A 19,840-nucleotide genomic window follows, 5' to 3' on the forward strand; every position below is an offset into this window, starting at 1 on the left:
TTTATTACTCTTTTATGCGGTCGTTCGGACGCTCCAGCTTCGTAAAATTCGCATGCCTGGCTAGATTGATTTTGCACACTTCTTGACAAACCACCTGCGCAGCGCCATAGTGTATTGCCAGATCAGCGGCGTACCATTGAAGTTCAACCAGAATCAAGCCGGATTACGCCTTCAGCTTGATGATGTATTTCTAGATGGCGTTCGATTCATTCATCGACCAGTGACACTAGCCAATCCTACAGTGACACCAGTTTCAAAACCGCAAAAAAGAAACTGACACCAAATTCCGAAATTTTCGGAATTCGGAAAAATGTGGGATATGTGGGATATGTGGGATAAAGTCATGACTTTTCAAATTTTTTATTGTTCCCACTGTGGTACGCCGTTGGGTTTCATTCCACATGATGGCTTTGCATTAATCTGTGGGCTTGCCAGCATCACAACCACCACCCCAATCACCTGTGGAGCCTGCAAGAACCAAACGGTTTGGTATGCGCCAAAACGGCAGCGGCGTAAAAAGCAACGACTAGGGATCGTTAGGCAAACCACTTGACGATTGAAAACAAATGTGCTAAATTCTTAATACATTTGCATATCCGTTCGTGATGGCTGGCTTGATGATTGTCGCTGGTATCACGCTCACGAAGAAGCGGCTCGTGTTAGTTCCTTGGGGAACTAGCGCGAGCTTTTGCTTTTTAACCTACCTTCTACCGGATTTCGATGCTGGCCTTACGTTTGTTATTTTCAAGGATCGCCCAATGGCCGAGGCTGAACAAGCAATCAAATTGATTAATGGCAATGGCCTTATTGGAATCCTGATAGTGCTGTTGTTTTTTCTAAGTCGATCAGCAGTCGCAAGCAAAATTTGGGATTGGTTTGTCTCGTGGTTCAATCCCGAACGTGCTGATGCCAAGCAGAAGGCTAAGCAAGATGCACAAGAGCGTGAATCGCGACTACGACGCGAGGAACTTGAGCTTCTTTCGCATGTCTATGATGGCGAGTTACTGGATGCCTACAAGAAAAATACGGAGGTCAATACCCAAGCCGTGATGACCATGCAAGCCATTCAAATAGAACTGCGGGCCTCACGCCAAGACCTCGATGATATGAAGCTGGATATCGCAGGCATCTATGCCTATATCCGTCAACCCCAGCTGAGCCGCGAACGTCGGAACCCAACCCAACCAAATCAATCATTACCAACGAATCAGGAGGGTAAGCCCAATGCTCGTAACCATCAACGCAATCGCTAACGCCATTGTCCCTGTGCTACTTTCGGTCATTTTTGGCATCTTGGCCCATTCAGGCCCAGCTCTGATCAAGCTTGGTACAGCCTTCATCAACTCGAAATTGACTGAACATCAGCAGGCAGTTTTGTATGCCGCCGTCAAAGTCGGCGAACGAGCCGCCGCTGCGCAAGGCTTTACCCCAGAACATGCATGGGAATCAGCCAAAGACGTTGCGGTCAACGCAGCCATCAATTATGCCAAGCGGTTTGATATCGACCTTGATCCTAAAACACTGACACCATTGATTGAGGCCGAAGCGGCCAAACAAGAGCGCCTTCGGCCAATATTGATTGATAGTTCGTTCGTGCCGGTTGTAACCGACGGAGTGTAGCCAATGGGTATCCTTGATTTGCCAGTTGTTGATATTCGGCATCTGCTGTTGCGACGTCCATCGCGCCATCTCATCACACGGCCACTAAAAAACATTGGTGGCAGTGCGGTGCATTACAACGGCGATGCAACCGATATTGCCGTGCTTGAAAGCGCGGAGATTCGACATCTTCAGGCGATTGCCAAGTATCACGTTGGGAAAATTTGGGGCTATGCCCAAGGCGTAGCTATTTATGGCCATGGGGTCATGTACCACTACGCCGTTGGGGCGAGCGGGACTATCTACTGGCTACGCAACCAGAGTGACATCCTTTGGCATTGTGGCAATGCGACGGGCAACAACACAACCGTTGCCGTCCATGCGCCTATTGGTGGCAAGCAACGCCCAGCGGATAAACAATGGGATTCCATGATCAAACTGTTCAATGCGTTGGCTGATGATCGCGGGTTTCATGCGAAGTCCAAAACATTGGGTCATAAGGAGTGGAATCCCAGCGAATGCCCAGGCATCCCGCTGATGGACAAGATCAAAACGTGGCGAAATGAAACGGATCGCCTTGGTCGTTACGAAGTTATTAGCCCAGATGGAGCCAACGTTCGACAAGCGCCTACGACCCAAGCAGGAATTGCCGTGGTCTATCCGGTTGGTTATCAGTTTGATGTGTACGGCATTACCCGTGGTCAATCAATCGCCGGTATTGATGAATGGCTGAACAGTGGTGACATGCGTGGTTTTGTTCACCCTACAACATCGCGAAAAATAGCCTAATGATCTGGTGTGCGCTGGGCTATCTCGGCTTCGTGTATGTCTTTTTGATCGCTATCAATATCGATTTATGGCGATTTTTCAGAGACCTTGATCAAGAACCCTAGAACTCAAACGTATTATTACCCGCCGCGCCAGCGGCGACACGACCGAGGCGGTGACCAATGACCACCAACAAAGCAGAAAAAGCATTGACGGCGAAACAACGGCGCTTTGTTGATGAATATTTGGTCGATTTCAACGCCACACAGGCGGCCATTCGTGCGCAATATGCGGAACGTTCGGCGCGGAGCATCGGATCAGAAAACCTGACAAAACCTGAGATTCAGGCCGAGATCAATCGCCGACTCGACAGCATCATGCCCAAGGCTGAAATCTTGGGGCGGCTCGCACAGCAAGCTCGTGGCACCATGCAGGATTTCTTTTTTATCGGCATGGAAGAGCGAACGATTGAAAAACGCCGGATTCAGATCAGCGTTGATGACAAGGGCCGTCAAGGGCAAGAGGTAATTTTGGAGGAAACCGAGGAGAAAGCCATGCGTCCGGCTGTCTACCTCAGCCTCGTCAAAGCCCAAAACCTCGGCAAGATGCACTTGATTAAGAAGTATTCGTTGGGACCAAAAGGTGAATCAATAGAGCTATACAACGCGCAGGATGCACTGACCACGCTGGGCAAGTATCACGCGATGTGGGTGGATCGCGCGGAAGTCACTGGCGAGGATGGTGGCCCAATTGAAATTTCTGAAATCGTTGTAAAGAAGAGCCATGAGCGTCCCCCAGCTCTGGACGACGACTAATGGTCGGCTTGAGCTTGATCTGCACTATGGGCAGACGCAGGCTTGGGAGTCGGAACGCCGATTCATTGCGGTTATTGCTGGGACGCAATCAGGCAAAACATCGTTTGGGCCGCAATGGCTGTATCGCGAGATTAAACAACGCGGGCCTGGCGACTATATGGTGGTCACGCCCACCTATCCGCTGTTAGAGGTCAAGGCATTGCCGGAATTCCGGCGCTTGTTTGAGCAAACGCTGAAGCTAGGCCGCTACTACGGATCGCCGGTTCGGCGCTTTGAATTCAGCAAGGCTGGTGCAAAGCGAATCTTTGGTCTGAATGCAGACACAACCACGGTGTTTTTTGGCTATGCGGCTGATCCGGAATCGCTCGAATCCGCAACCGCCAAAGCGGTTTGGTGTGACGAAGCAGGGCAAAAGAAGTTCAAGCTCGCCAGCTGGGAAGCGCTCCAGCGGCGGCTGTCACTCAATGAAGGACGCGCCCTAATCACGACAACACCCTATGACCTTGGTTGGCTGAAGGTGTTGCACGACAAGTGGCTCAAGGGCGACAAAACGATTGAGGTGGTGAATTTCGCCTCAATTATGAATCCGGTGTTTCCGCGAGCGGAGTACGAGCGGGCACGGGCAGAGCTTCCCTTGTGGAAGTTCAGGATGTTTTACAAGGGGATGTTTGAGCGGCCTGCGGGGCTGATTTATGGGTCATTCAAGCCGGAGATTCACAAGGTTCCGCGCTTCACGATTCCAGATGATTGGCAGCGCTACCTAGGGCTTGACTTCGGCGGCGTGAATACCGCCGGATTGTTCTACGCCGAGGAGCCAACCAGCAAAAAACTGTATCTGTATCGCGAATACAAAGCAGGCGAAAAGACGGCAGCGGAGCATGCACGCGACCTGCGCAAAGGCGAGCCAATGATTCCACTCTGTGTGGGCGGCTCGAAGAGCGAGGGGCAATGGCGGCGTGAGTTTCGGATGGCAGGCTTACCCGTCAACGAGCCTGACATCAAAGAAGTTGAAATTGGAATTAACCGTGTGTTTGGCGCACACGCGCGCAATGAAATCTATGTCTTTGATGATTGTGATGGCTACTTAGCCGAGAAGGGGAGCTATAGCCGAGCACTGGATAAGGAAGGCGAGCCGACCGAGGAAATTGAGGATAAATCGACATTTCACTTTATGGACGCTGAGCGCTACATCATTGGGCGTATTCGGCGGGGGATTGTCTAAATGGGACGCAAAAGCCGCAGAAAACGGGAGCGCCGAGCACTCCAGCAAGAGCTACCGGGGATTGAAGAAGTTAGGCCGTTCGATTGGGTGCTTATGGAGGCATTACTCAAGCGCAAGGATGACCCAACCTTGTTCGCTGGCTCATTCGATACGCCAGTTGATACATCGCCGCTAACCGAGGCGGATATAACGAAAACATTCGAGCACTTCACATCAAGGCTGTAAGGAAAGCGCCGAATGGACAATCTAAAAGCCAGGCTACGAATGCAGGTTTTTCATACAGGAGATCTTTCATGGATCAAGACCAGATGCACAAAGAAGTGGCTCAATACATGGCTCCCTTACTCAATGCAGTTGAACGTTGGGTTGAGTTTGTGTCAGGGCAAGTTAATGAGTGTCAGTCTGCTGCGCAGGCGGTAGAAGAAACGCCAACCGCTACTGCCGCACTTCATCCATTTGCTGAAGAAGTGGGCGAGGCGGTTGCGACACTCAGTCAAAACTTCTTTGATTTTTTCGACACCATGCAAAACGTCTATGCCCGCCAACGTGGCGATGCACGCCGCGATTCTGTGCCAACTCGTGATGATCTGGTTTTTCGCCTCTTTGAGCGCTGGCGATTGACAGGCGGGCCTGTTGGGAATGCTGCCACCCAAAAGCAACAAATCATTGCTGAACTCGAAGCGTTGTTTGCTCCAGCTCCAGCAGAGCCAGATTTTTCGGCAGCCGTGTGCAAGGCGGTAGTGGATAGCGATCGCTTGAAGCAGCTAACAAAGGACATCGACGATGTTCTGATTACGCTGACCGACGACGATAAAACGTTTGACCGTCGCCGAGCAGCAAGTCGGCTGATTATGAGCATGATTGAGCGGTTTACCACCAACGACTAGCACTTGGGAATTTCCCAAGTGGAGGAATCCATGAAGCGCATCACCACACCAATCAAACTCTTTTGTATCGAAGTCATTGCCATGGTTGTGGTGTGGGTGCAGCTGCTTGGCCAATGGCTGCGCGAATCGCTGCCCATCGTGCTGTTGGTTGTTCCGTTTGTCTTTGGCTGGTTCGTTGGGGTGGTGGTTTCGTTCTGTATCTGGCTCATCGCGGCAGTGGTTGAAGGCTATCGGAGTGGCCGGCTATGAAGTTTATTGAGGCAATCAAGCAGCGCGTCGCTGCAATCCGAAAAGCCAGCAAGTACCTGCCGCATCTGCATGGTATTGAGCATGTCTTTAGTAGTGCCCGCACGGGCGATTCGTTGTACGAAATCGACAATTACATGGAGTTCGCGGGCATCTACAACAGCTATGTGTGGGTGCGCAAAGCCGTCAACGTGATTGTTGAGTCGCTGGCTCCGCTGCCCGTGCGCGTTGTCGATAGCAATGGCAAGCCGCTCAAATCGCACCCGCTCAATGACTTGTTCGGCTATATCAACGATACAACCACGCCCAGTCAACACTGGCAACAATACTTTATTCACTTGATTCTTGGTGGTGAGAATCCGGTCGAATTAGTCACGAACAAGGCCAAAACAAAAGTGATTGAGATGTGGAATCGACGGCCTGATCGGTTGTGGATTCTGCCGGACTATGCGCGACTCAACTACCCGCGCATTGCCGAATTTGTGTTTTATGGACAAGACGCTGACCCGATCCGCGTCCCTGCAAGTCATATGATTTTCGATCGTTTCTACAACCCGCGCAACGTATGGCGTGGCATTACGGTGCTTGGCGCGCTGCGCACGGGCGTAAAGCTCGATGTTGCTGGCCAACGCTGGAATGAAAGCATTGTGACCACGGGAGCCAAGCCAGAGTTTGCCGTGACGACCAAGAAGTTCTTGACCGATGGTGAAAAAGAGCGCCTTGAACAGCAGGTGATGGACAAACATGGGACTGGCCGACCCCTGATGCTCGACGATGAAACCACCATCGTGCCATACAGCTGGGCACCAAAGGATATGGAGTGGGTTGAGCAGCGGCGTTTTGCCCGTGATGAAATCGGCGGCTTGTTTGGGATTCCAGACGAGATTATGGGCTATGGCAAAGATACCTATGACAACCTGAAAATGGCTGAACGCTTGCTATGGCGGGTCACACTGAAGCCCTACATCGGGCGGCGTGATTCGGTCTATACCAAGCATTTCACCTACACCATGCCGCTCCTGAATAAGGGCGAGCGCATCGAAACCGATGTCAGCGATGTCAGTGCGCTGCAACAAGATGATGATGCGCTGCTCGAACGAGCAACCAAGCTTTTCCTTATGGGCGTGCCCTTCAATGTCGTTGATGGGTCACTCAGTCTTGGCATTGGGGCAATTCCAGGTGGCGACGTGGGCTATCTGCCATCAAACCTGATTCCGGCTGATGAAATGGGCGTCCCGCTGCCAGCGCCGCAAACCAAAGGCGTTGAGGTTTTAGCTAGAGCCAAGAAGCCGAGCGCAGCCCGCACAGGCCGCGCACTCCAAAAGATTCGCAAGCGCGTTGCGGCGGATATGGAAGTGGCGATTGAAGGCTATTTCGAGGAGTTGGCCAACAACGTTGTGTCGCGTGCTCGTGCCAATAAATTCGCACGATTTTGGCACAAGGCCATTACCAGAAAAGCGGTGCCTGACCTTGACGTGCTGATCACGGACGACGATGTGACCAAACTTGGTGACATTGTTGGCAGCTTCTATTTACAGATTTGCGAAGCCAGCTGGGAGACGTGGAATAAGGCCTTAGGGGTCACGGTTGAATTTGATGCCGATAACGCGGCAGTCGTCGCAGCGCTCGACCAAGCAGGCGAGCAAGTCCGCATGATTGACGAAACGACCAAGACGGCCTTGCAAGCGCTGCTGAAATATGCAACCGAACAAGGCTGGACGATAAGTCAATTAATCAAAGGCGATGAGAACCAGCCAGGTATCAAGGTACTGATTCAGGAAACCTATAAAAATCGTGCTCGCACGATTGCCCGCACCGAGCTGGGGACGGCCCAAAACATCTGCACGTTGGCCCGCTATAAGGACGCTGGCATTAAGGAGGTGGAAGTTTTTGATAACGGCCAAGACGATCCTGATTCGGCCTGCAAAATCGCAAACGGCCAAAAATGGACACTCAAGGAAGCGCAGCAAAAACTGTTGCAGCACCCCAACTGTACCCGCGCATTTGCACCAGTAGAACCGAAAGGATAGGTCATGGCTCGCATTATCAAGGCTGGCCCCGATGCGCCAGTCATTCACAAAACATTCAACTTTGAAGTAATTCGCAAGGCGGAAGAAGGCGAAACGCCAGGCGGCAGGATTCGGGTTAATACCGCACGGCTCGACCGTGAAAACGACATCATTCCACCGAGTGGAGCGATTCTCGATAACTACTTGCTCAATCCGGTTGTGCAATGGATGCACAACTATGCCGATCCATGGTCAACCGTTGGCCGCTCACTCGTGATTGATCGCACGAAAGAGTATATCGACATTGATTTCGAGATGCGCCCAGCAGCGAATGATTTTGATCCGCAAACCATCATCCTGTTGCAATGGACGGGCGGTTGGGTGCGTTGTGCCAGCATCGGTATGCGGCCACTGACCTATAAAGCCAATTCCAGCGGTGGCTTCATTTTTCCATCGTGGGAATTTGTGGAGTGGTCACTCGTGCCCATTCCGATGAACCCTGATGCGTTACGCCAATTAGGCGTGCAACCATCTGCCGAGGTTGTTCGCCGCTTCTATGGAGGATTTGAATCTATGGCGAAAGCACCCATGCATCCATCCATTCCCGTGCTCGACGGTGGTGGTTTGCTTCAGAAAAGTATCAGCCTTGATCGCTTGGTTGAGGAAGTCAGCACCGCGATTTATCGGGTGTTGTGGGATCGGGATAGCGATGGCTATTACCACTATGACGGCGTGCGTCGCCACGTGGCAGCAGTCTACGAGGATCACGCGATTGCCTGTATTGGCCTTGCCTTCTACCGCGTTGATTTCACGATTGAGGCTGGGTTGGTCAAGGTTCAACCACGCGATGAGTGGGTTGAAGTAGATCGCGAGTGGCCGGAAATCAGCACCACCATGACAACCATTGAGCGCTCGATGCTTCAGGTCATTGGCAAGGCGGGAGCACGGCACAGCACCAAAGATATGAATCTCGTTCAACAAATGCACGATACTGCGTGCGCATTGGGCGCAGCCTGTGGCAGTGACGAAACCAAGGCCGAGGCTGACGAAGATGTAACCACTAAAGCGCAACCAGCACCCGAGGAGGTGATCGACATCGACAAAACCAATATTCGTGAGGTGATCGCCTCATTCAAGACCGTCATTAAACGCTAAGTAATCAACACTTTTTCTATTGAGGTATATCCATGGCAACACAAGCCGAATTTGAAACATTGGTAGGCGAAATCGCCCAATTGTCCAATGCAATCCGCGAAGGCGGGTTGATTGATTCCGAAAAACTCAAGGCCGAGTTTGCGACCCAATTCAAGGCCTTGACCGATATGCAAGCCCAGCAAAAGCTGGAGGATGCCCCAGATCGGCGTGTACCTGGCGCGTTGGTTGGCCCCAACGGCGAAGTGCTATCGAAGAGCAACCGCTACCACGGCATGCTCAAGAATTTCGAGCAAGCTGGCAGCAGCCGCTATGGTGCAACCAAGGTCAAGCCGGTTGACCTCTGGATGGCGCACAACCTGATCAAAAGTGCCCATGCCCTTATGCCAAAACTCGTCAATGCCCCTTCCGATGATCTGGATATGGCAATCAAGACCATGACTGCTGAAGGCACAGGCACGGGTGCTGAAATTGTCCCAACCGATATGGCCACGCAATTGTGGGATGACATGTATTTGGCATCGCGCATTATTGGCTTGATGCAACCCATCAATATGACCAGCAATCCGTTCGAAATGCCCTTAGGCTTAGGCCGTCCAACATGGCGCAAAGGCAAGGAGCGCACCCGCACCACAACCAGCGACTCAAGTACCCAAAAAGTCACCTTGACCGCAACCGAATTGGTTGCCGATCAGGAATGGTCATACACCCTGAACGAAGAGGCGGTCGTGGCGCTGATGCCAGCCATGCGTGCCAACTTGGCGTTGTCGGGTGGCGAGGCCATGGATGCCTTTGCCTTGAATGCTGATAGCACCTTGGCGAGCAGCGGCAATATCAATAGTGACGACGCTGCCCCTGATGCCGATAGCTACTATCTCAGCGAAGGGCAAGACGGCATTCGGCATCAATGGTTGGTCGATAACACTGCCCAAAATTTTGATGCTGGTGGCGATGCGTTGGTTGATGGCGATATCACCTCAACCCTTGGCAAGATGGATAAATATGCCACTGATCCATCAAAATTAGCCATCTTGACCGATGTCAGCACCTACTTGGGCGGGTTTCTCAAGTTGGATACCGTAACCACCATCGATAAATTTGGCCCCAGTGCCGTGGTCTTGAGTGGGCAATTAGGCTCCTATCGCGGCGTGCCGATCGTGCTCAGTGAATCCTACAACAAGGCTGAAGCTGATGGCAAGCAATCAAACATTCCTGCTGCCAATACGCTGGGTGGTTTTACTGCAATGAACCGCGCCATGTGGACTGTTGGCTTTATGCGCGACCTCTTGATCGAAGTAGATCGCGATGTGCGCGCTCGCACCTACATCATGGTCAGCAGCTTCCGTCAAGCTATCGCAGCCCATGGCACGCGGTCAACTGCCAAGCACACCGCTGGCTGCCGCAACGTCGCCGTGTAATCAATTTCGCGTCGCCCTGTGCGCGTAGGGCGAACGCTCATTCTTTGAGGTAGTTATGGCCAATGAATTAGATCGCAATGATGGCACTGATGTGACCTTGATCTTGAGCATCGCCAACCCCGCCGCCAGTGCCACAACTGCACTGACGTTTCCGCAGGGCACAACGGGCTTCAAGGTTCCCCCAGGCTATCAATTTCATCCTATCTGCTTAAGCGGTGCGAGCAATGCCGACTTAGCAGCCGGAACCGCCACGTTCGCGGTAACAGCGGGCGGCGTGGTGCTGGGCAATGGCCCAACTGCTGTGTTGAGTGACCTTGTACAACAAGCCGTTGGTGTGAAGCGTGTCGATGCCGCGCCAATCAACCCAGGTGTATTGGTCGGCGTGTCGGTTACGACCAACGGCGCATACGCGCCAACAACCGCTGACCTTGATGTGGTGCTGATTGGCAAATTACTGCCCGCTGCATAGGCGATTGCACGTATAAGGAGGTTTTGTTGAAACTCGAATGTATTAGCGCCTACAGCAATAAACCACTGAAGGTTGCGTATGCCGAAGGCGATGTGTTTGAGGTTGATGAAAAAATTGGCCAACACCTGCTGCACGATTCGCCAGATTCATTTGTTGACCTATCAGCACTTGAAGCTGCCGAGCAGGCTATGACCAAGCTGCAAACAGAACTCGAGCAAAAACCTGATGATCAGGGTCAAACCCAAGCGCCTGACGAGCAGGCATCAAAAGGTAAGAAAAAAGCAACGGAGTAAGACCGATGGCAAGTCTCTTAACACTGGCCGAGTTTCGCGCCGTGGTCACAACCGGAATCGACGATACCGCACTTGCAGTGATTGTCGAACGCGAAGAAGCGATTATGACGAGTCGCATTGGCGCGCCAAACGATGGCGTTGCCAGCGTCACCAAGGTGGTGCGTGGCGGTGCGACCAACCTCTATCTGCCGCATCGCATCGTGAGCGTGACCAGTGTTGAGGATCGCGACACCGGAGCCTATTCCCCCGTTGCCAGCAATCTCTACGAGGTCTGGGAGGATGGCGGACGCATAGAACGACTCTACGTCCGCTGGGGTGCGCGGGTGCGTGTGGTCTATGTGCCCGCCGATGATCGCCCAAACCGCAAAGCAGCCACGATTGAGCTTGTCCGAGGCGCGATTGAGCGCACGGCCATGGTGCGTGAGTCGGTGGCCCAAGAATATAGCTACGAAGCTCCTGATTGGGAGCGTGAACGCACCCGCATCTATCGAACTTTAGTTTTTACGGGAGTCTAAGCAATGGCAAACCAGACCGTTCAACCCAACGATGCCCGCCGGAGTTCAAACGGCTTGAATGTGACCGATGGTGGCACTGTCGTCAACTCCAGCGATACGTATTTCATTCCCAACAATGGCCGCGTGGTCTTGCTTGTCACCTCAACCCCAGGTTGCACTGTGACCGTGCAAACACCGGGGACGGTCGATGGTTTAGCTGTGACCGACCTGACCGCGTCAGTTGGTGCAACGAAGCAGCAAGCCATTGGCCCATTTCCGACCACCATTTATAACCAAGCCGATGGCACCATTCAGGTGACCTTTAGCGCAGCGGCAACGCTGTATCCCGTGCGAGTCTAATCATGGCAATCGATCCACACCTCAATCACCGATGCGAGATTCAGCGAGCGGAAACCACGCAGGATGATTACAACACGGACATCCTAGCGTGGAAGACCCTCCTCACCGATGTGGTCTGTCGCCTTGTAATCAAGGAAGAACGTGTGCAGCGAACCGATGAAGCCGAACGCGCCGTGATCACGACCTATGCGCTGATGCTGCGCGCAGGCACGGATATCAAGCACGGCGACCAAATTGTGAATCTTGTGATTGATGGCGTTGCCACACCTGGCGTGTACCGGATTGATCAAATCAAGCCACGCCGCGCCAAGAGCCAGCGCCATATCACCTGTACTGTGGAGTATTTCCATGACCGACGTTGAACGACCGACCGAAGTCGAACGGCCAACCATTGATTGGTTACTGGCAACCGGCAATGCGATCAGTATTCGGGGCCGCGTGTTTATTGCGGCTGATCAGATCGAAGCATTAGTTGAAGAAGCACTGCCCCCCGAGCCAACGCCAGAACCAGAGCCGCAGCCTGATCCTGAGCCAACGCCAGAGCCGGTGCCAAGTCCAGAACCTGACCCTGAGCCAACGCCGGAACCAAAACCAGAAGGAACTGCTGATGCGCAAGCGGGTAAAGCTCGATTGGCGCGGCGACCAAACGCTACGCCAAGTGACCAACCGAGCCACAGCAGCACTGAATGAAATTGATCGCACCGCTGAGCGCCACGCCAAAGCCGAACTCTACCCAGGCCACGGCGTACGCACGGGTGCGCTGCGACGGTCGATTACGTCCATTCCCGCCGTCACGCGTGGGCGGCGCATCATTGGCGGAATTGGCACAACCAAAGGCGCTGTGAGCGCCTACGCGCGGGTGATTCATCGCAAGTATGAATATTTGACCAAAGGCTTACAAAAGACCATTCCGAGCGTGATTGAGATTATCGAACGCCACATGAGGGGTTAGCACGATGTCCATGATTGATCCGATTGCTGCCATTCTGAAACTGTTCAGCGATAACACCAACGTTCGCGAGATTGTTGGAGATCGCGTCGCTGGCAAGCATAAGTTTGCCCAAGCGGGCAGCCCAAATGCATGGAAAACGGGAGAGTCCTGCATTGTTGCCAAAGATGATCCGGGCAGCGTCCCCGATATCGACATTGGCGATCATGTGGGCCGCGTGGAGCTGCGCTGTTATGGCGCAACGTCCGCAGCGGCGCGGAAGGTCTATAACACCCTGATCGAATTAATGCGCGCCATACCAGGCCGCACGACGGCCAATACCAGCAACGGCACGGCGCTGATCTATTTCCTCGTCATGGACGCATCGCCGTTTACGACCGTTGACCCTGATTTGTCGATCGATATGGTGGTTGGCTATGCCCGCTACCGTATCCATGAATATGCACTTGAGGAGTATCACTAATGGCTGGAACTGCAATGAGTCCTTACGCCCAACTGGTTGGCCCAGTTGACGTGTATGTCGCCCCCTATGGCACTGCCGAGCCTGCAATCGATGCGGCAGTACCTGCGACATGGTACAAACTTGGCCCAACCACGGGCGATCAAACCATCGAACACTCCGGTGATCTGGAAGTGTTTCGCGATAATGATCACCAAGGCCCCGTGAAGGTCACGCGGCCCGAAGAAGATTTGATGGTGACGTTCACCGTGGTCGATATGACCTATGAAAAATATGCCCGCATTATCAATAATGTTGGCCGGATTGCGACAGGAACCAGTGGTTCCGCCAACGTCAAGCGGTTGGGATTCAAGCGGGGCGCAACCCCAACCGAATATGCGCTCCTACTGCGTGGGTCAGCTGATAGCCCCTATGGGCAGTACCCAGGTCAAAACTATATTCCACGCTGTGTGCAATCCGGCAATCCTGCCCCTGCCCGTGGCAAGGCCACCCGCGCCGAGTTGGAATGTGAGTTTATGACGCTTGAAGACGACGCTCAAGCGAGCGACGACGACAAAATGGGATGGGGCACCGTTCAAATCAACTAATCGATTGTTGTATCAGGGCGGCTCATCACCGCCCACGAATCACGATAAGGAGTTTCCAATGCCAAAAGAATTTACGCTGCTTAATCTTGCACCAGAACCATTGGTTTTTAGCGACTACGATGGAAATAAATACGATGTCTTGCGGCCTAACCAATTTGGTTTGCGCAGTCTTGCCATCATTGATCGCTTGCAGACGCAAATCGCAGCCCACCAAGCGGTATTAGCCGCGCTTGCCGATGTTGAAGTCGAAGATGATGAACATGAAACCGAGTACGAGCATGCCAATCAGCAGTTCGAAAAACTCTTGAATTCATTCATTAAGGCCGTTGTACCAAAGGTGACAACCAAAGTCTGCCAACACATGTCACTGGTTGAAAAGCTGCAATTTATGAACTGGTGGAGGGAAGAAACCGCCCCAAAAGTGAAAGCGCCGGAGACGGCAGCGGGGACGACACTGGTCACGAAGCCGATCCGGAAAAAATCTTCGCGCGGATAGTGCGCTTTTATAACATCGACCCTGATCGGTTTTTCGAGTTACCCATTTGGCAAATTGACATTCTGTCACGCCAAATGCCTGCGCTCGATGCAAGCGACCAGCTTGTCGGCATTGACGTGGCCACAGCACCACATTTAAAGCGCTCAGACTATCGCGAGAAGATTCGCCACTTGCGTAGCGTGGCCTTTACCGAGGCACGACCGATTGCGCAGCCGATGGAGAAAGAAGAAATCAATCCGGCCAAGGCCGAGGAATGGTTTGCATCCATGGGGATGCGCATCAAAACCAAGGAAAAGGAACCTGCATGAACGAAAAACTCTTCTGGACAATACTCTATCGATCCTTATTGTCCATGGCCAATGCAATCAAGAAAATGTATTTAGACCCGAAGCGTATACCGCGCACGCCCATGGCCGTAATCGAACAAAGCCCAACCAAAGCTCGCGCATGGTTTCGCGAGCGCGGAACCCGAACGCAATAACCCAATCGGTTAAGTAGCCGCCATCGCCGCACCACGCGCCCATGGCAAACCCGCACATCGCCACTATCCCGTGCCCATGTGTTTATCCCCAACGGGGTAGTGTGCGATGGCAGAATTCTCTTTAGGTAGTGCCGCCCTTGGCACCGAAATTAATTTAGACGGCCTCTATAGTGGGATTGAGGAAGCTCATGGCGTAGCTGAACGTGGCTTTACGTCCATTGGCGGAACCATTGCCAGCACGCTGAAATCGGGCGTTATCCTCGCTGGCGCTGCCATTACCACGGCCATTGCAGGCGTTACTGCATCGGCCATGACCTCGTTTATTGGCTTTGAGCGCCAAATCCAAGAAGTGTTTACCTTGCTGCCGGATACCTCGCAGCAGGCCATGAGCGCGATGTCCAGCCAAGTCAAGGATTTTGCCACGGACTTTGGCGTATTGCCCAAGGATGTTGTTCCTGCCCTGTATGAAGCCTTGTCCTCTGGCGTGCCCGAGGGCAATGTCTTTGATTTCTTGGCAGTGGCCCAAAAAGCAGCCATTGGCGGCGTAACCGACACCAAGACCACGGTGGACGGCCTGACCAGCGTCGTCAACGCCTACGGCGCGGACGTGCTAAGCGTGCAGGATGCCAGCGACCAGATGTTTACCGCCGTAGCCTATGGCAAAACATCCTTTGCCGACCTCTCCAATTCGCTCTATAACGTGATTCCCAATGCCCAAGCGCTTGGCATCTCCTTTAGCGATGTGACAGCGGCCATTGCGTCCATGACCGCGATGGGCGTGCCCACGAGCGTCAGCACCACGCAGCTACGCCAGCTCCTCGTTGAATTATCCCAATCCGGTGGTGAGGCTGCCGAAACCTTCAAAACCATTGCGGGCGTGGGCTTCAAAGACTTTATTGCCCAAGGCCACAATCTTCAGGATGCCTTGATCTTGATGGAAGAAGCGGCACGCCAGAACAAGGTCGGTATCAATGATCTGTTTGGGAGCGTGGAAGCCGGTGGCGCAGCCCTCGCCCTGACAGGCCGCAATACGCAATCGTTTAGCGCCGCGCTCGACCAAATGGCCAATAGTTCTGGCGCAACCGAGCGCGCCTTTCAGGTCATGGATCAGGGTATTGGCCGCTCAATTGACTATATCAAAGCATCTTTATCGACCTTGCTGCTTGATGTTGCCAATCGCCTTGCCCCCACCTTTGCTGTCTTTGCCGATTGGGTCCAGGCGCACATGCCGCAAATCAGCAGCATCGTGCTGGGCGTGTTTGATGCGATTGGCGCGGCGATTCAGTTTGTTAGCCCCTACTTCGCCGCCTTTGCGAATGGCGCACAAGCTGCCTTTGGCGTGTTTATCGACTTGGCCCAATCCGCGGTGAACTATGGACGCAACATTGGCGAACAGTTGGCCAACGGGATTTTGAGCGCTGCCAGCTCTGTGATGCAGGCGCTTAACTCGATTGCCAGCATGATCACCTACTGGCTCGAACCCCATTCACCACCAAAAATCCTGCCGGATATCGATACATGGGGAACGGAAACGGCCCAAGTCTGGATGGATGGCTGGGGGGAGGTCGATTACCAGATTTTTGACCAAATCGGGTCAACCATTGAATCGTTGCTGAAGTCGATGGTCGATACGGGCGTACTACCGGAAGAGGGTATGATCCCGATGCTGCTTGGCTCGCAAACCGCTGTGGCCGCAGCCATTGACGAATTGCGCACCACGGGAACCGTCTCCGAGCGTGCGTTCGCCGCTGTGCGCAGCAGCGCCGGAGCCGCAGGCGATCAGGTTGATCGCATGTTTCGCTCAATGGTGGCAATGGAGCAGGCCAACCGCGATGCCGCCACCGCGCAGCGCGAGCTGAACAGAATCACCGAGAAATACAACGCCATTCTGTCGCCGCTCGATGCGCAGCTGCAAGCAATCCGCGATCAGCAGGCCGATGTGCGCGATGCGCAGCGGGCCGCGCAGTTGCAAGAATTAATCAACAGCACGGGTGGCGACGAGGCTGAACGCCAAGCCGCTGCGCTGGAGCTGCAAGCCCTGAACCTCGAAAAGAAGATTCGTGACACCAAGAAATCCCAAGGCGCGGAGCAATCCGCTGCACAGGCCAAGCTCGATGCTGCTACTAAAGCCAAGAGCGTGCTGGAGGCTGACATTAGTCTGCAAAACCAGCAGATCAAGGCCCAACAACGGCACAACGATCTGATTCAACGCCAGATTGCGCTGTTGAGTCAAGCGGCGAGCGCAGGCGGCGGTGGCGGCGGCGGCGCGGCTATGGACGATGCGGCCAAGAAAGCCGAGGCCGCAGCCAAGGCCCAACGGGACTATCAATTTGCCACGGCGGACACCGCTGGCAAAATCGCGTTGCTGCGTGAGGAACAATCCAAATATACCGAGGCTGACGCGGAGTATTGGCGGCTCAAAACCCAAATTACCAGCACGGAGCAACAGTACCAACGCGAGCTGGAGGCGAGCGCCGAATCGCAACGCGACTATGAGTTGTCACTGGCCGATACCGAAACCAAGCTTGCCAGCCTGAAGGCTGAGCAGAGCCAATACGCCGTCGGCTCTGAAGAATATAACAAAATCCAAAAAGAGATTGTGAAGGTCGAAAAGGAGCGTGAAAAGGCTTTAGCCGAGGTTGAGAAAAAGAACGCCGAAGCCGCCAAAGCGGAGCGCGATTACCAGTATGCCACGGCGGATACGGCGGGCAAGATTGGCATGCTGCAGAAGGAATTAGAAGGAGCGGAAAAAGGATCATCCGAGTATTGGCGCATTCGCACCCAACTCAATAGCGTTGAACAACAGTACCAACGCGAGCAGGAAGCCAGCGCGAAAGCAACTGAGGGTGCAGGCGGAGCGGCCAAGGGCGCAGCGGGTGGCGTGGGCAATCTCAGCGGGCAATTGGCCGATCTCAAGGGCGCAGCGGGGGCCATTCCCAAGCCCATTGAGGATATTCAGAAAACCGTCACCGATACCGCCCAATCCTTTGTTGACTTCAAGGATCGCCAGCTCGAAGCGCTCGATGCCGCCGTCGGCTTCGTCAAAGAAAATCCCTTCTCAACAGCGCTACAAGGAATCCTCGTATCGCTTGGCAATGTGATGGGGCCATTACGCGAGCTTGGCGCACAGTGGGGCGGGACGCTGAAAGCAAGCATCCTGCCGCAAATTGCGACCCTTATCAGCGATGTCAAAACCGCGCTCGATGAAAACGGCTTGGTTGGGGCAATCACCGCAGGCGTATCCGGCGTGGGCCGCATCATTGGTGATGCACTCAAGGCGGGCTTTGCTAAGCTGGGCACGTTCGATTGGTCAAAGGTGTTCGATACCTTGCCAGGCAGAATCCTTGCCGGATTAACCACCATCTTCGGCGCAATCAGCTTTGCACCAGCCGCAACCGTGTTGTGGGGTGGCTTGGCGCTGGCCTTCTCAGGGCCAAACCCCGGCATCACGACAATGTTCGCCAAAATCGGCGGTGCATTCAAGCCGTTGCTTGGCGCGCTCGATGATCTGTTCCTCGTCTTTATCAAAACCTTCAAAGGGTTTGCACTCAACGTGGCGGGGATTATTGACCTGATCATTGGCGGTTTTACCACCTTCAGCACATGGATTGGCGGGGTGCTGGCCCCCATTGGCGCGGCTGTCACCAAAGCGCTTGGACCGATCGGCGCAGGGCTATCCAAGCTGCTGGGGACATTCTCATCGCTCTTTGGCTGGGTTACACGGTTGGTCAGCCCGTTAGGTGCGCTGCTTGGGCCACTAGGAGCCGTGGGCAGTGCTGTCGGCGGATTGCTTGGGCCATTGCTCGCCGCCGTTGCGCCATTTGTGGCTATTGGCGGCGCGATTGCACTGCTGCTTAATCAATCGCCGGAATTGAAAGCCGCGCTGGAAGGCTGGACGGCGCAGCTGGGCCAATGGGTGCTTGATGCAATCCCCGGCCTCTTCGGCGCACTCAATACCTTTATTGGCGGATTGCTGAATTGGCTCGCAGCCGAGCTGCCGCAAGTCGTAACCACGCTTGTGGGCTGGAGTAAGGCTATTTTTGAGTGGGTGGTGGCAGCCATTCCGCCGTTGCTCGATGGCCTAGCCGAATTTATTGGCAAGCTCTTCACCTTCATTGTGGAGAACGTACCCAACCTCGTGGTTCAGCTTGCAGGCTGGGGCGCATCCATCATTGGCTGGGTAATCGATGCGTTGCCCGGACTGGCAACCAACCTAGGCGAATTTATTGGCAAGCTCTTGGGCTTCATCATTGAGGCAATCCCCGGAGTCGTCGCCAACCTTGCCCAACTAGGCGCGAAATTTATCGGCTGGATTATCACCGATGTGTTACCCGGGCTACCTGGCACGTTGCTCAAAATTGGCGAGGCAATCTATGGGTTCCTTGCAGGCGTGCTGGAGGGTATTGCACCGAAACTGGCCGCAATTGGCCTCGCCTTTATTAACTGGATTAGCACCGACGTGCTGCCGGTTATTGGCGGCAAGTTGGGCGAAATCTGGACGGAAATCAGCAACTGGATTGGGGAGACCGCTGGTAAAGCGTTGACGAAGGCCAAGGAGATCGGCAGCGGCATTGCCAACGGGATTAGCGATGCGGTTTCAAGCGGCTTGAGTAATCTCCGCTCGTTTGTTGCACGCATCATCAATCCGATTATTTCCGGCATCAACACCGTCATTGACGGCTTAAATATGGTCAATCCGGGCACGGCCATTGGACACATTGCCTATATGGCGAAAGGGGGGATTACGCGTGGAGGTCTGACGGTGATGGGCGAGGAAGGCCTCGAACGAGTCACGGGCAGCGGCATTGACGTGCTGGCTGGGCCGGGCCTGTTTGATGTGCCTGCTGGACTGAAGGTCACGCCAGCCGCGCAAACGATGCGCGACCTGTTGACCCCGATGCAAAGTGCGCTGCAACTCCCAAGCAGTCTCACCCGCATGCCTGCACGGATGAATGGCTTCCAACCATCCATGCCCGCAGCGGCCACCACAACCGAAAACTACATCATCAACCAGTATTTCAACGCGACCGATAGCCAAGGCGTGCGCGACGCGGCGCGTCAAGGCATAAACGAGGGATCGAAGCAGATTGCAGGGAAGGCCCGCATCAAGCAACAAACCTACCGGAGGAAATAAC

The 19,840-nt window shown here is 53.9% G+C and carries 23 protein-coding genes; all 23 read left to right on the forward strand.

Translation table 11 applies throughout. The annotated features are described in order from the left end of the window. Window positions 1–617: 617 nt before the first annotated feature. The 23 genes from JOD20_RS11550 to JOD20_RS11660 all read left to right on the forward strand — a co-directional run bounded on the left by JOD20_RS11550 (window position 618) and on the right by JOD20_RS11660 (window position 19,839). Entirely contained in the window at window positions 618–1,253 is a 636-nt protein-coding gene (locus tag JOD20_RS11550; RefSeq protein WP_204755410.1) for a hypothetical protein, read from the forward strand. Continuing rightward, entirely contained in the window at window positions 1,225–1,620 is a 396-nt protein-coding gene (locus tag JOD20_RS11555; protein ID WP_204755411.1) for a hypothetical protein, read from the forward strand. Before JOD20_RS11550 ends, JOD20_RS11555 begins: the two co-directional genes overlap by 29 nt. A gap of 3 nt (window positions 1,621–1,623) precedes the next feature. After that, window positions 1,624–2,388: a peptidoglycan recognition protein family protein gene (locus tag JOD20_RS11560; RefSeq protein WP_204755412.1), complete on the forward strand. Its 765-nt coding sequence runs from the start codon at window positions 1,624–1,626 to the stop codon at window positions 2,386–2,388. Between the two features lie 161 nt (window positions 2,389–2,549). Further along, entirely contained in the window at window positions 2,550–3,182 is a 633-nt protein-coding gene (locus JOD20_RS11565) for a terminase small subunit (RefSeq protein ID WP_204755413.1), read from the forward strand. After that, on the forward strand, window positions 3,151–4,404 hold the full coding sequence (locus JOD20_RS11570) for a terminase large subunit domain-containing protein (RefSeq protein ID WP_204755414.1): 1,254 nt from the start codon (window positions 3,151–3,153) through the stop codon (window positions 4,402–4,404). Before JOD20_RS11565 ends, JOD20_RS11570 begins: the two co-directional genes overlap by 32 nt. Window positions 4,405–4,697: 293 nt before the next feature. After that, window positions 4,698–5,291 (forward strand): hypothetical protein, encoded by a 594-nt coding sequence (locus JOD20_RS11575; protein ID WP_204755415.1) that lies wholly within the window; start codon window positions 4,698–4,700, stop codon window positions 5,289–5,291. Between the two features lie 30 nt (window positions 5,292–5,321). After that, a complete protein-coding gene (locus JOD20_RS11580; RefSeq protein WP_204755416.1) occupies window positions 5,322–5,540 on the forward strand; it encodes a hypothetical protein in 219 nt (72 codons plus the stop codon). After that, window positions 5,537–7,567 (forward strand): phage portal protein, encoded by a 2,031-nt coding sequence (locus JOD20_RS11585; RefSeq protein ID WP_204755417.1) that lies wholly within the window; start codon window positions 5,537–5,539, stop codon window positions 7,565–7,567. Before JOD20_RS11580 ends, JOD20_RS11585 begins: the two co-directional genes overlap by 4 nt. 3 nt (window positions 7,568–7,570) lie before the next feature. Beyond that, a complete protein-coding gene (locus JOD20_RS11590; protein ID WP_204755418.1) occupies window positions 7,571–8,701 on the forward strand; it encodes a hypothetical protein in 1,131 nt (376 codons plus the stop codon). Between the two features lie 32 nt (window positions 8,702–8,733). Beyond that, a complete protein-coding gene (locus tag JOD20_RS11595) occupies window positions 8,734–10,116 on the forward strand; it encodes a phage major capsid protein (protein WP_204755419.1) in 1,383 nt (460 codons plus the stop codon). 55 nt (window positions 10,117–10,171) lie between these two features. Further along, window positions 10,172–10,585 (forward strand): hypothetical protein, encoded by a 414-nt coding sequence (locus tag JOD20_RS11600; protein ID WP_204755420.1) that lies wholly within the window; start codon window positions 10,172–10,174, stop codon window positions 10,583–10,585. A gap of 26 nt (window positions 10,586–10,611) precedes the next feature. Then, window positions 10,612–10,878 (forward strand): hypothetical protein, encoded by a 267-nt coding sequence (locus JOD20_RS11605; protein ID WP_204755421.1) that lies wholly within the window; start codon window positions 10,612–10,614, stop codon window positions 10,876–10,878. Window positions 10,879–10,883: 5 nt separating this feature from the next. Beyond that, a complete protein-coding gene (locus JOD20_RS11610) occupies window positions 10,884–11,393 on the forward strand; it encodes a hypothetical protein (protein WP_204755422.1) in 510 nt (169 codons plus the stop codon). Window positions 11,394–11,396: 3 nt separating this feature from the next. After that, complete coding sequence (locus JOD20_RS11615; protein ID WP_204755423.1) at window positions 11,397–11,732, forward strand: hypothetical protein; 336 nt, start codon at window positions 11,397–11,399, stop codon at window positions 11,730–11,732. A 2-nt stretch (window positions 11,733–11,734) separates the two neighbouring features. Beyond that, a complete protein-coding gene (locus tag JOD20_RS11620) occupies window positions 11,735–12,094 on the forward strand; it encodes a phage head completion protein (protein WP_204755424.1) in 360 nt (119 codons plus the stop codon). Then, window positions 12,081–12,422, forward strand: coding sequence for a hypothetical protein (locus tag JOD20_RS11625; RefSeq protein ID WP_204755425.1), 342 nt, complete (start codon window positions 12,081–12,083; stop codon window positions 12,420–12,422). The genes JOD20_RS11620 and JOD20_RS11625 overlap by 14 nt, the downstream gene beginning before the upstream one ends. Continuing rightward, on the forward strand, window positions 12,340–12,684 hold the full coding sequence (locus tag JOD20_RS11630; protein WP_204755426.1) for a hypothetical protein: 345 nt from the start codon (window positions 12,340–12,342) through the stop codon (window positions 12,682–12,684). The genes JOD20_RS11625 and JOD20_RS11630 overlap by 83 nt, the downstream gene beginning before the upstream one ends. A gap of 4 nt (window positions 12,685–12,688) precedes the next feature. Continuing rightward, window positions 12,689–13,144, forward strand: coding sequence for a hypothetical protein (locus tag JOD20_RS11635; RefSeq protein ID WP_204755427.1), 456 nt, complete (start codon window positions 12,689–12,691; stop codon window positions 13,142–13,144). Next, a complete protein-coding gene (locus JOD20_RS11640; protein ID WP_204755428.1) occupies window positions 13,144–13,728 on the forward strand; it encodes a phage tail tube protein in 585 nt (194 codons plus the stop codon). The genes JOD20_RS11635 and JOD20_RS11640 overlap by 1 nt, the downstream gene beginning before the upstream one ends. A gap of 58 nt (window positions 13,729–13,786) precedes the next feature. Next, window positions 13,787–14,224 (forward strand): hypothetical protein, encoded by a 438-nt coding sequence (locus JOD20_RS11645; RefSeq protein ID WP_204755429.1) that lies wholly within the window; start codon window positions 13,787–13,789, stop codon window positions 14,222–14,224. Then, window positions 14,224–14,532, forward strand: a complete 309-nt coding sequence (locus JOD20_RS11650) for a hypothetical protein (RefSeq protein ID WP_204755430.1) — start codon at window positions 14,224–14,226, stop codon at window positions 14,530–14,532. Before JOD20_RS11645 ends, JOD20_RS11650 begins: the two co-directional genes overlap by 1 nt. Beyond that, the gene (locus tag JOD20_RS11655) at window positions 14,529–14,705 is read left to right on the forward strand and encodes a hypothetical protein (RefSeq protein WP_204755431.1); all 177 of its coding nucleotides are present in this window, start codon (window positions 14,529–14,531) and stop codon (window positions 14,703–14,705) included. Before JOD20_RS11650 ends, JOD20_RS11655 begins: the two co-directional genes overlap by 4 nt. Window positions 14,706–14,811: 106 nt before the next feature. After that, window positions 14,812–19,839, forward strand: coding sequence for a phage tail tape measure protein (locus JOD20_RS11660; protein WP_204755432.1), 5,028 nt, complete (start codon window positions 14,812–14,814; stop codon window positions 19,837–19,839). The last annotated feature ends 1 nt before the right edge of the window (window position 19,840 follow it).

Source organism: Herpetosiphon giganteus (genome assembly GCF_016907925.1).
Taxonomy (GTDB): Bacteria; Chloroflexota; Chloroflexia; order Chloroflexales; family Herpetosiphonaceae; genus Herpetosiphon; species Herpetosiphon giganteus.

Excerpts from the sequence above, each read along its gene's own strand:
- JOD20_RS11560 (WP_204755412.1), top strand. The coding sequence starts at position 1,624 with ATGGGTATCCTTGATTTGCCAGTTGTTGATATTCGGCATCTGCTGTTG.
- JOD20_RS11600 (WP_204755420.1), top strand. The coding sequence starts at position 10,172 with ATGGCCAATGAATTAGATCGCAATGATGGCACTGATGTGACCTTGATC.
- JOD20_RS11640 (WP_204755428.1), top strand. The coding sequence starts at position 13,144 with ATGGCTGGAACTGCAATGAGTCCTTACGCCCAACTGGTTGGCCCAGTT.
- JOD20_RS11645 (WP_204755429.1), top strand. The coding sequence starts at position 13,787 with ATGCCAAAAGAATTTACGCTGCTTAATCTTGCACCAGAACCATTGGTT.
- JOD20_RS11655 (WP_204755431.1), top strand. The coding sequence starts at position 14,529 with ATGAACGAAAAACTCTTCTGGACAATACTCTATCGATCCTTATTGTCC.
- JOD20_RS11570 (WP_204755414.1), top strand. The coding sequence starts at position 3,151 with ATGAGCGTCCCCCAGCTCTGGACGACGACTAATGGTCGGCTTGAGCTT.
- JOD20_RS11615 (WP_204755423.1), top strand. The coding sequence starts at position 11,397 with ATGGCAAACCAGACCGTTCAACCCAACGATGCCCGCCGGAGTTCAAAC.
- JOD20_RS11635 (WP_204755427.1), top strand. The coding sequence starts at position 12,689 with ATGTCCATGATTGATCCGATTGCTGCCATTCTGAAACTGTTCAGCGAT.
- JOD20_RS11585 (WP_204755417.1), top strand. The coding sequence starts at position 5,537 with ATGAAGTTTATTGAGGCAATCAAGCAGCGCGTCGCTGCAATCCGAAAA.
- JOD20_RS11595 (WP_204755419.1), top strand. The coding sequence starts at position 8,734 with ATGGCAACACAAGCCGAATTTGAAACATTGGTAGGCGAAATCGCCCAA.
- JOD20_RS11565 (WP_204755413.1), top strand. The coding sequence starts at position 2,550 with ATGACCACCAACAAAGCAGAAAAAGCATTGACGGCGAAACAACGGCGC.
- JOD20_RS11590 (WP_204755418.1), top strand. The coding sequence starts at position 7,571 with ATGGCTCGCATTATCAAGGCTGGCCCCGATGCGCCAGTCATTCACAAA.
- JOD20_RS11620 (WP_204755424.1), top strand. The coding sequence starts at position 11,735 with ATGGCAATCGATCCACACCTCAATCACCGATGCGAGATTCAGCGAGCG.
- JOD20_RS11660 (WP_204755432.1), top strand. The coding sequence starts at position 14,812 with ATGGCAGAATTCTCTTTAGGTAGTGCCGCCCTTGGCACCGAAATTAAT.
- JOD20_RS11630 (WP_204755426.1), top strand. The coding sequence starts at position 12,340 with ATGCGCAAGCGGGTAAAGCTCGATTGGCGCGGCGACCAAACGCTACGC.
- JOD20_RS11555 (WP_204755411.1), top strand. The coding sequence starts at position 1,225 with ATGCTCGTAACCATCAACGCAATCGCTAACGCCATTGTCCCTGTGCTA.
- JOD20_RS11575 (WP_204755415.1), top strand. The coding sequence starts at position 4,698 with ATGGATCAAGACCAGATGCACAAAGAAGTGGCTCAATACATGGCTCCC.
- JOD20_RS11580 (WP_204755416.1), top strand. The coding sequence starts at position 5,322 with ATGAAGCGCATCACCACACCAATCAAACTCTTTTGTATCGAAGTCATT.
- JOD20_RS11550 (WP_204755410.1), top strand. The coding sequence starts at position 618 with ATGATTGTCGCTGGTATCACGCTCACGAAGAAGCGGCTCGTGTTAGTT.
- JOD20_RS11625 (WP_204755425.1), top strand. The coding sequence starts at position 12,081 with ATGACCGACGTTGAACGACCGACCGAAGTCGAACGGCCAACCATTGAT.
- JOD20_RS11610 (WP_204755422.1), top strand. The coding sequence starts at position 10,884 with ATGGCAAGTCTCTTAACACTGGCCGAGTTTCGCGCCGTGGTCACAACC.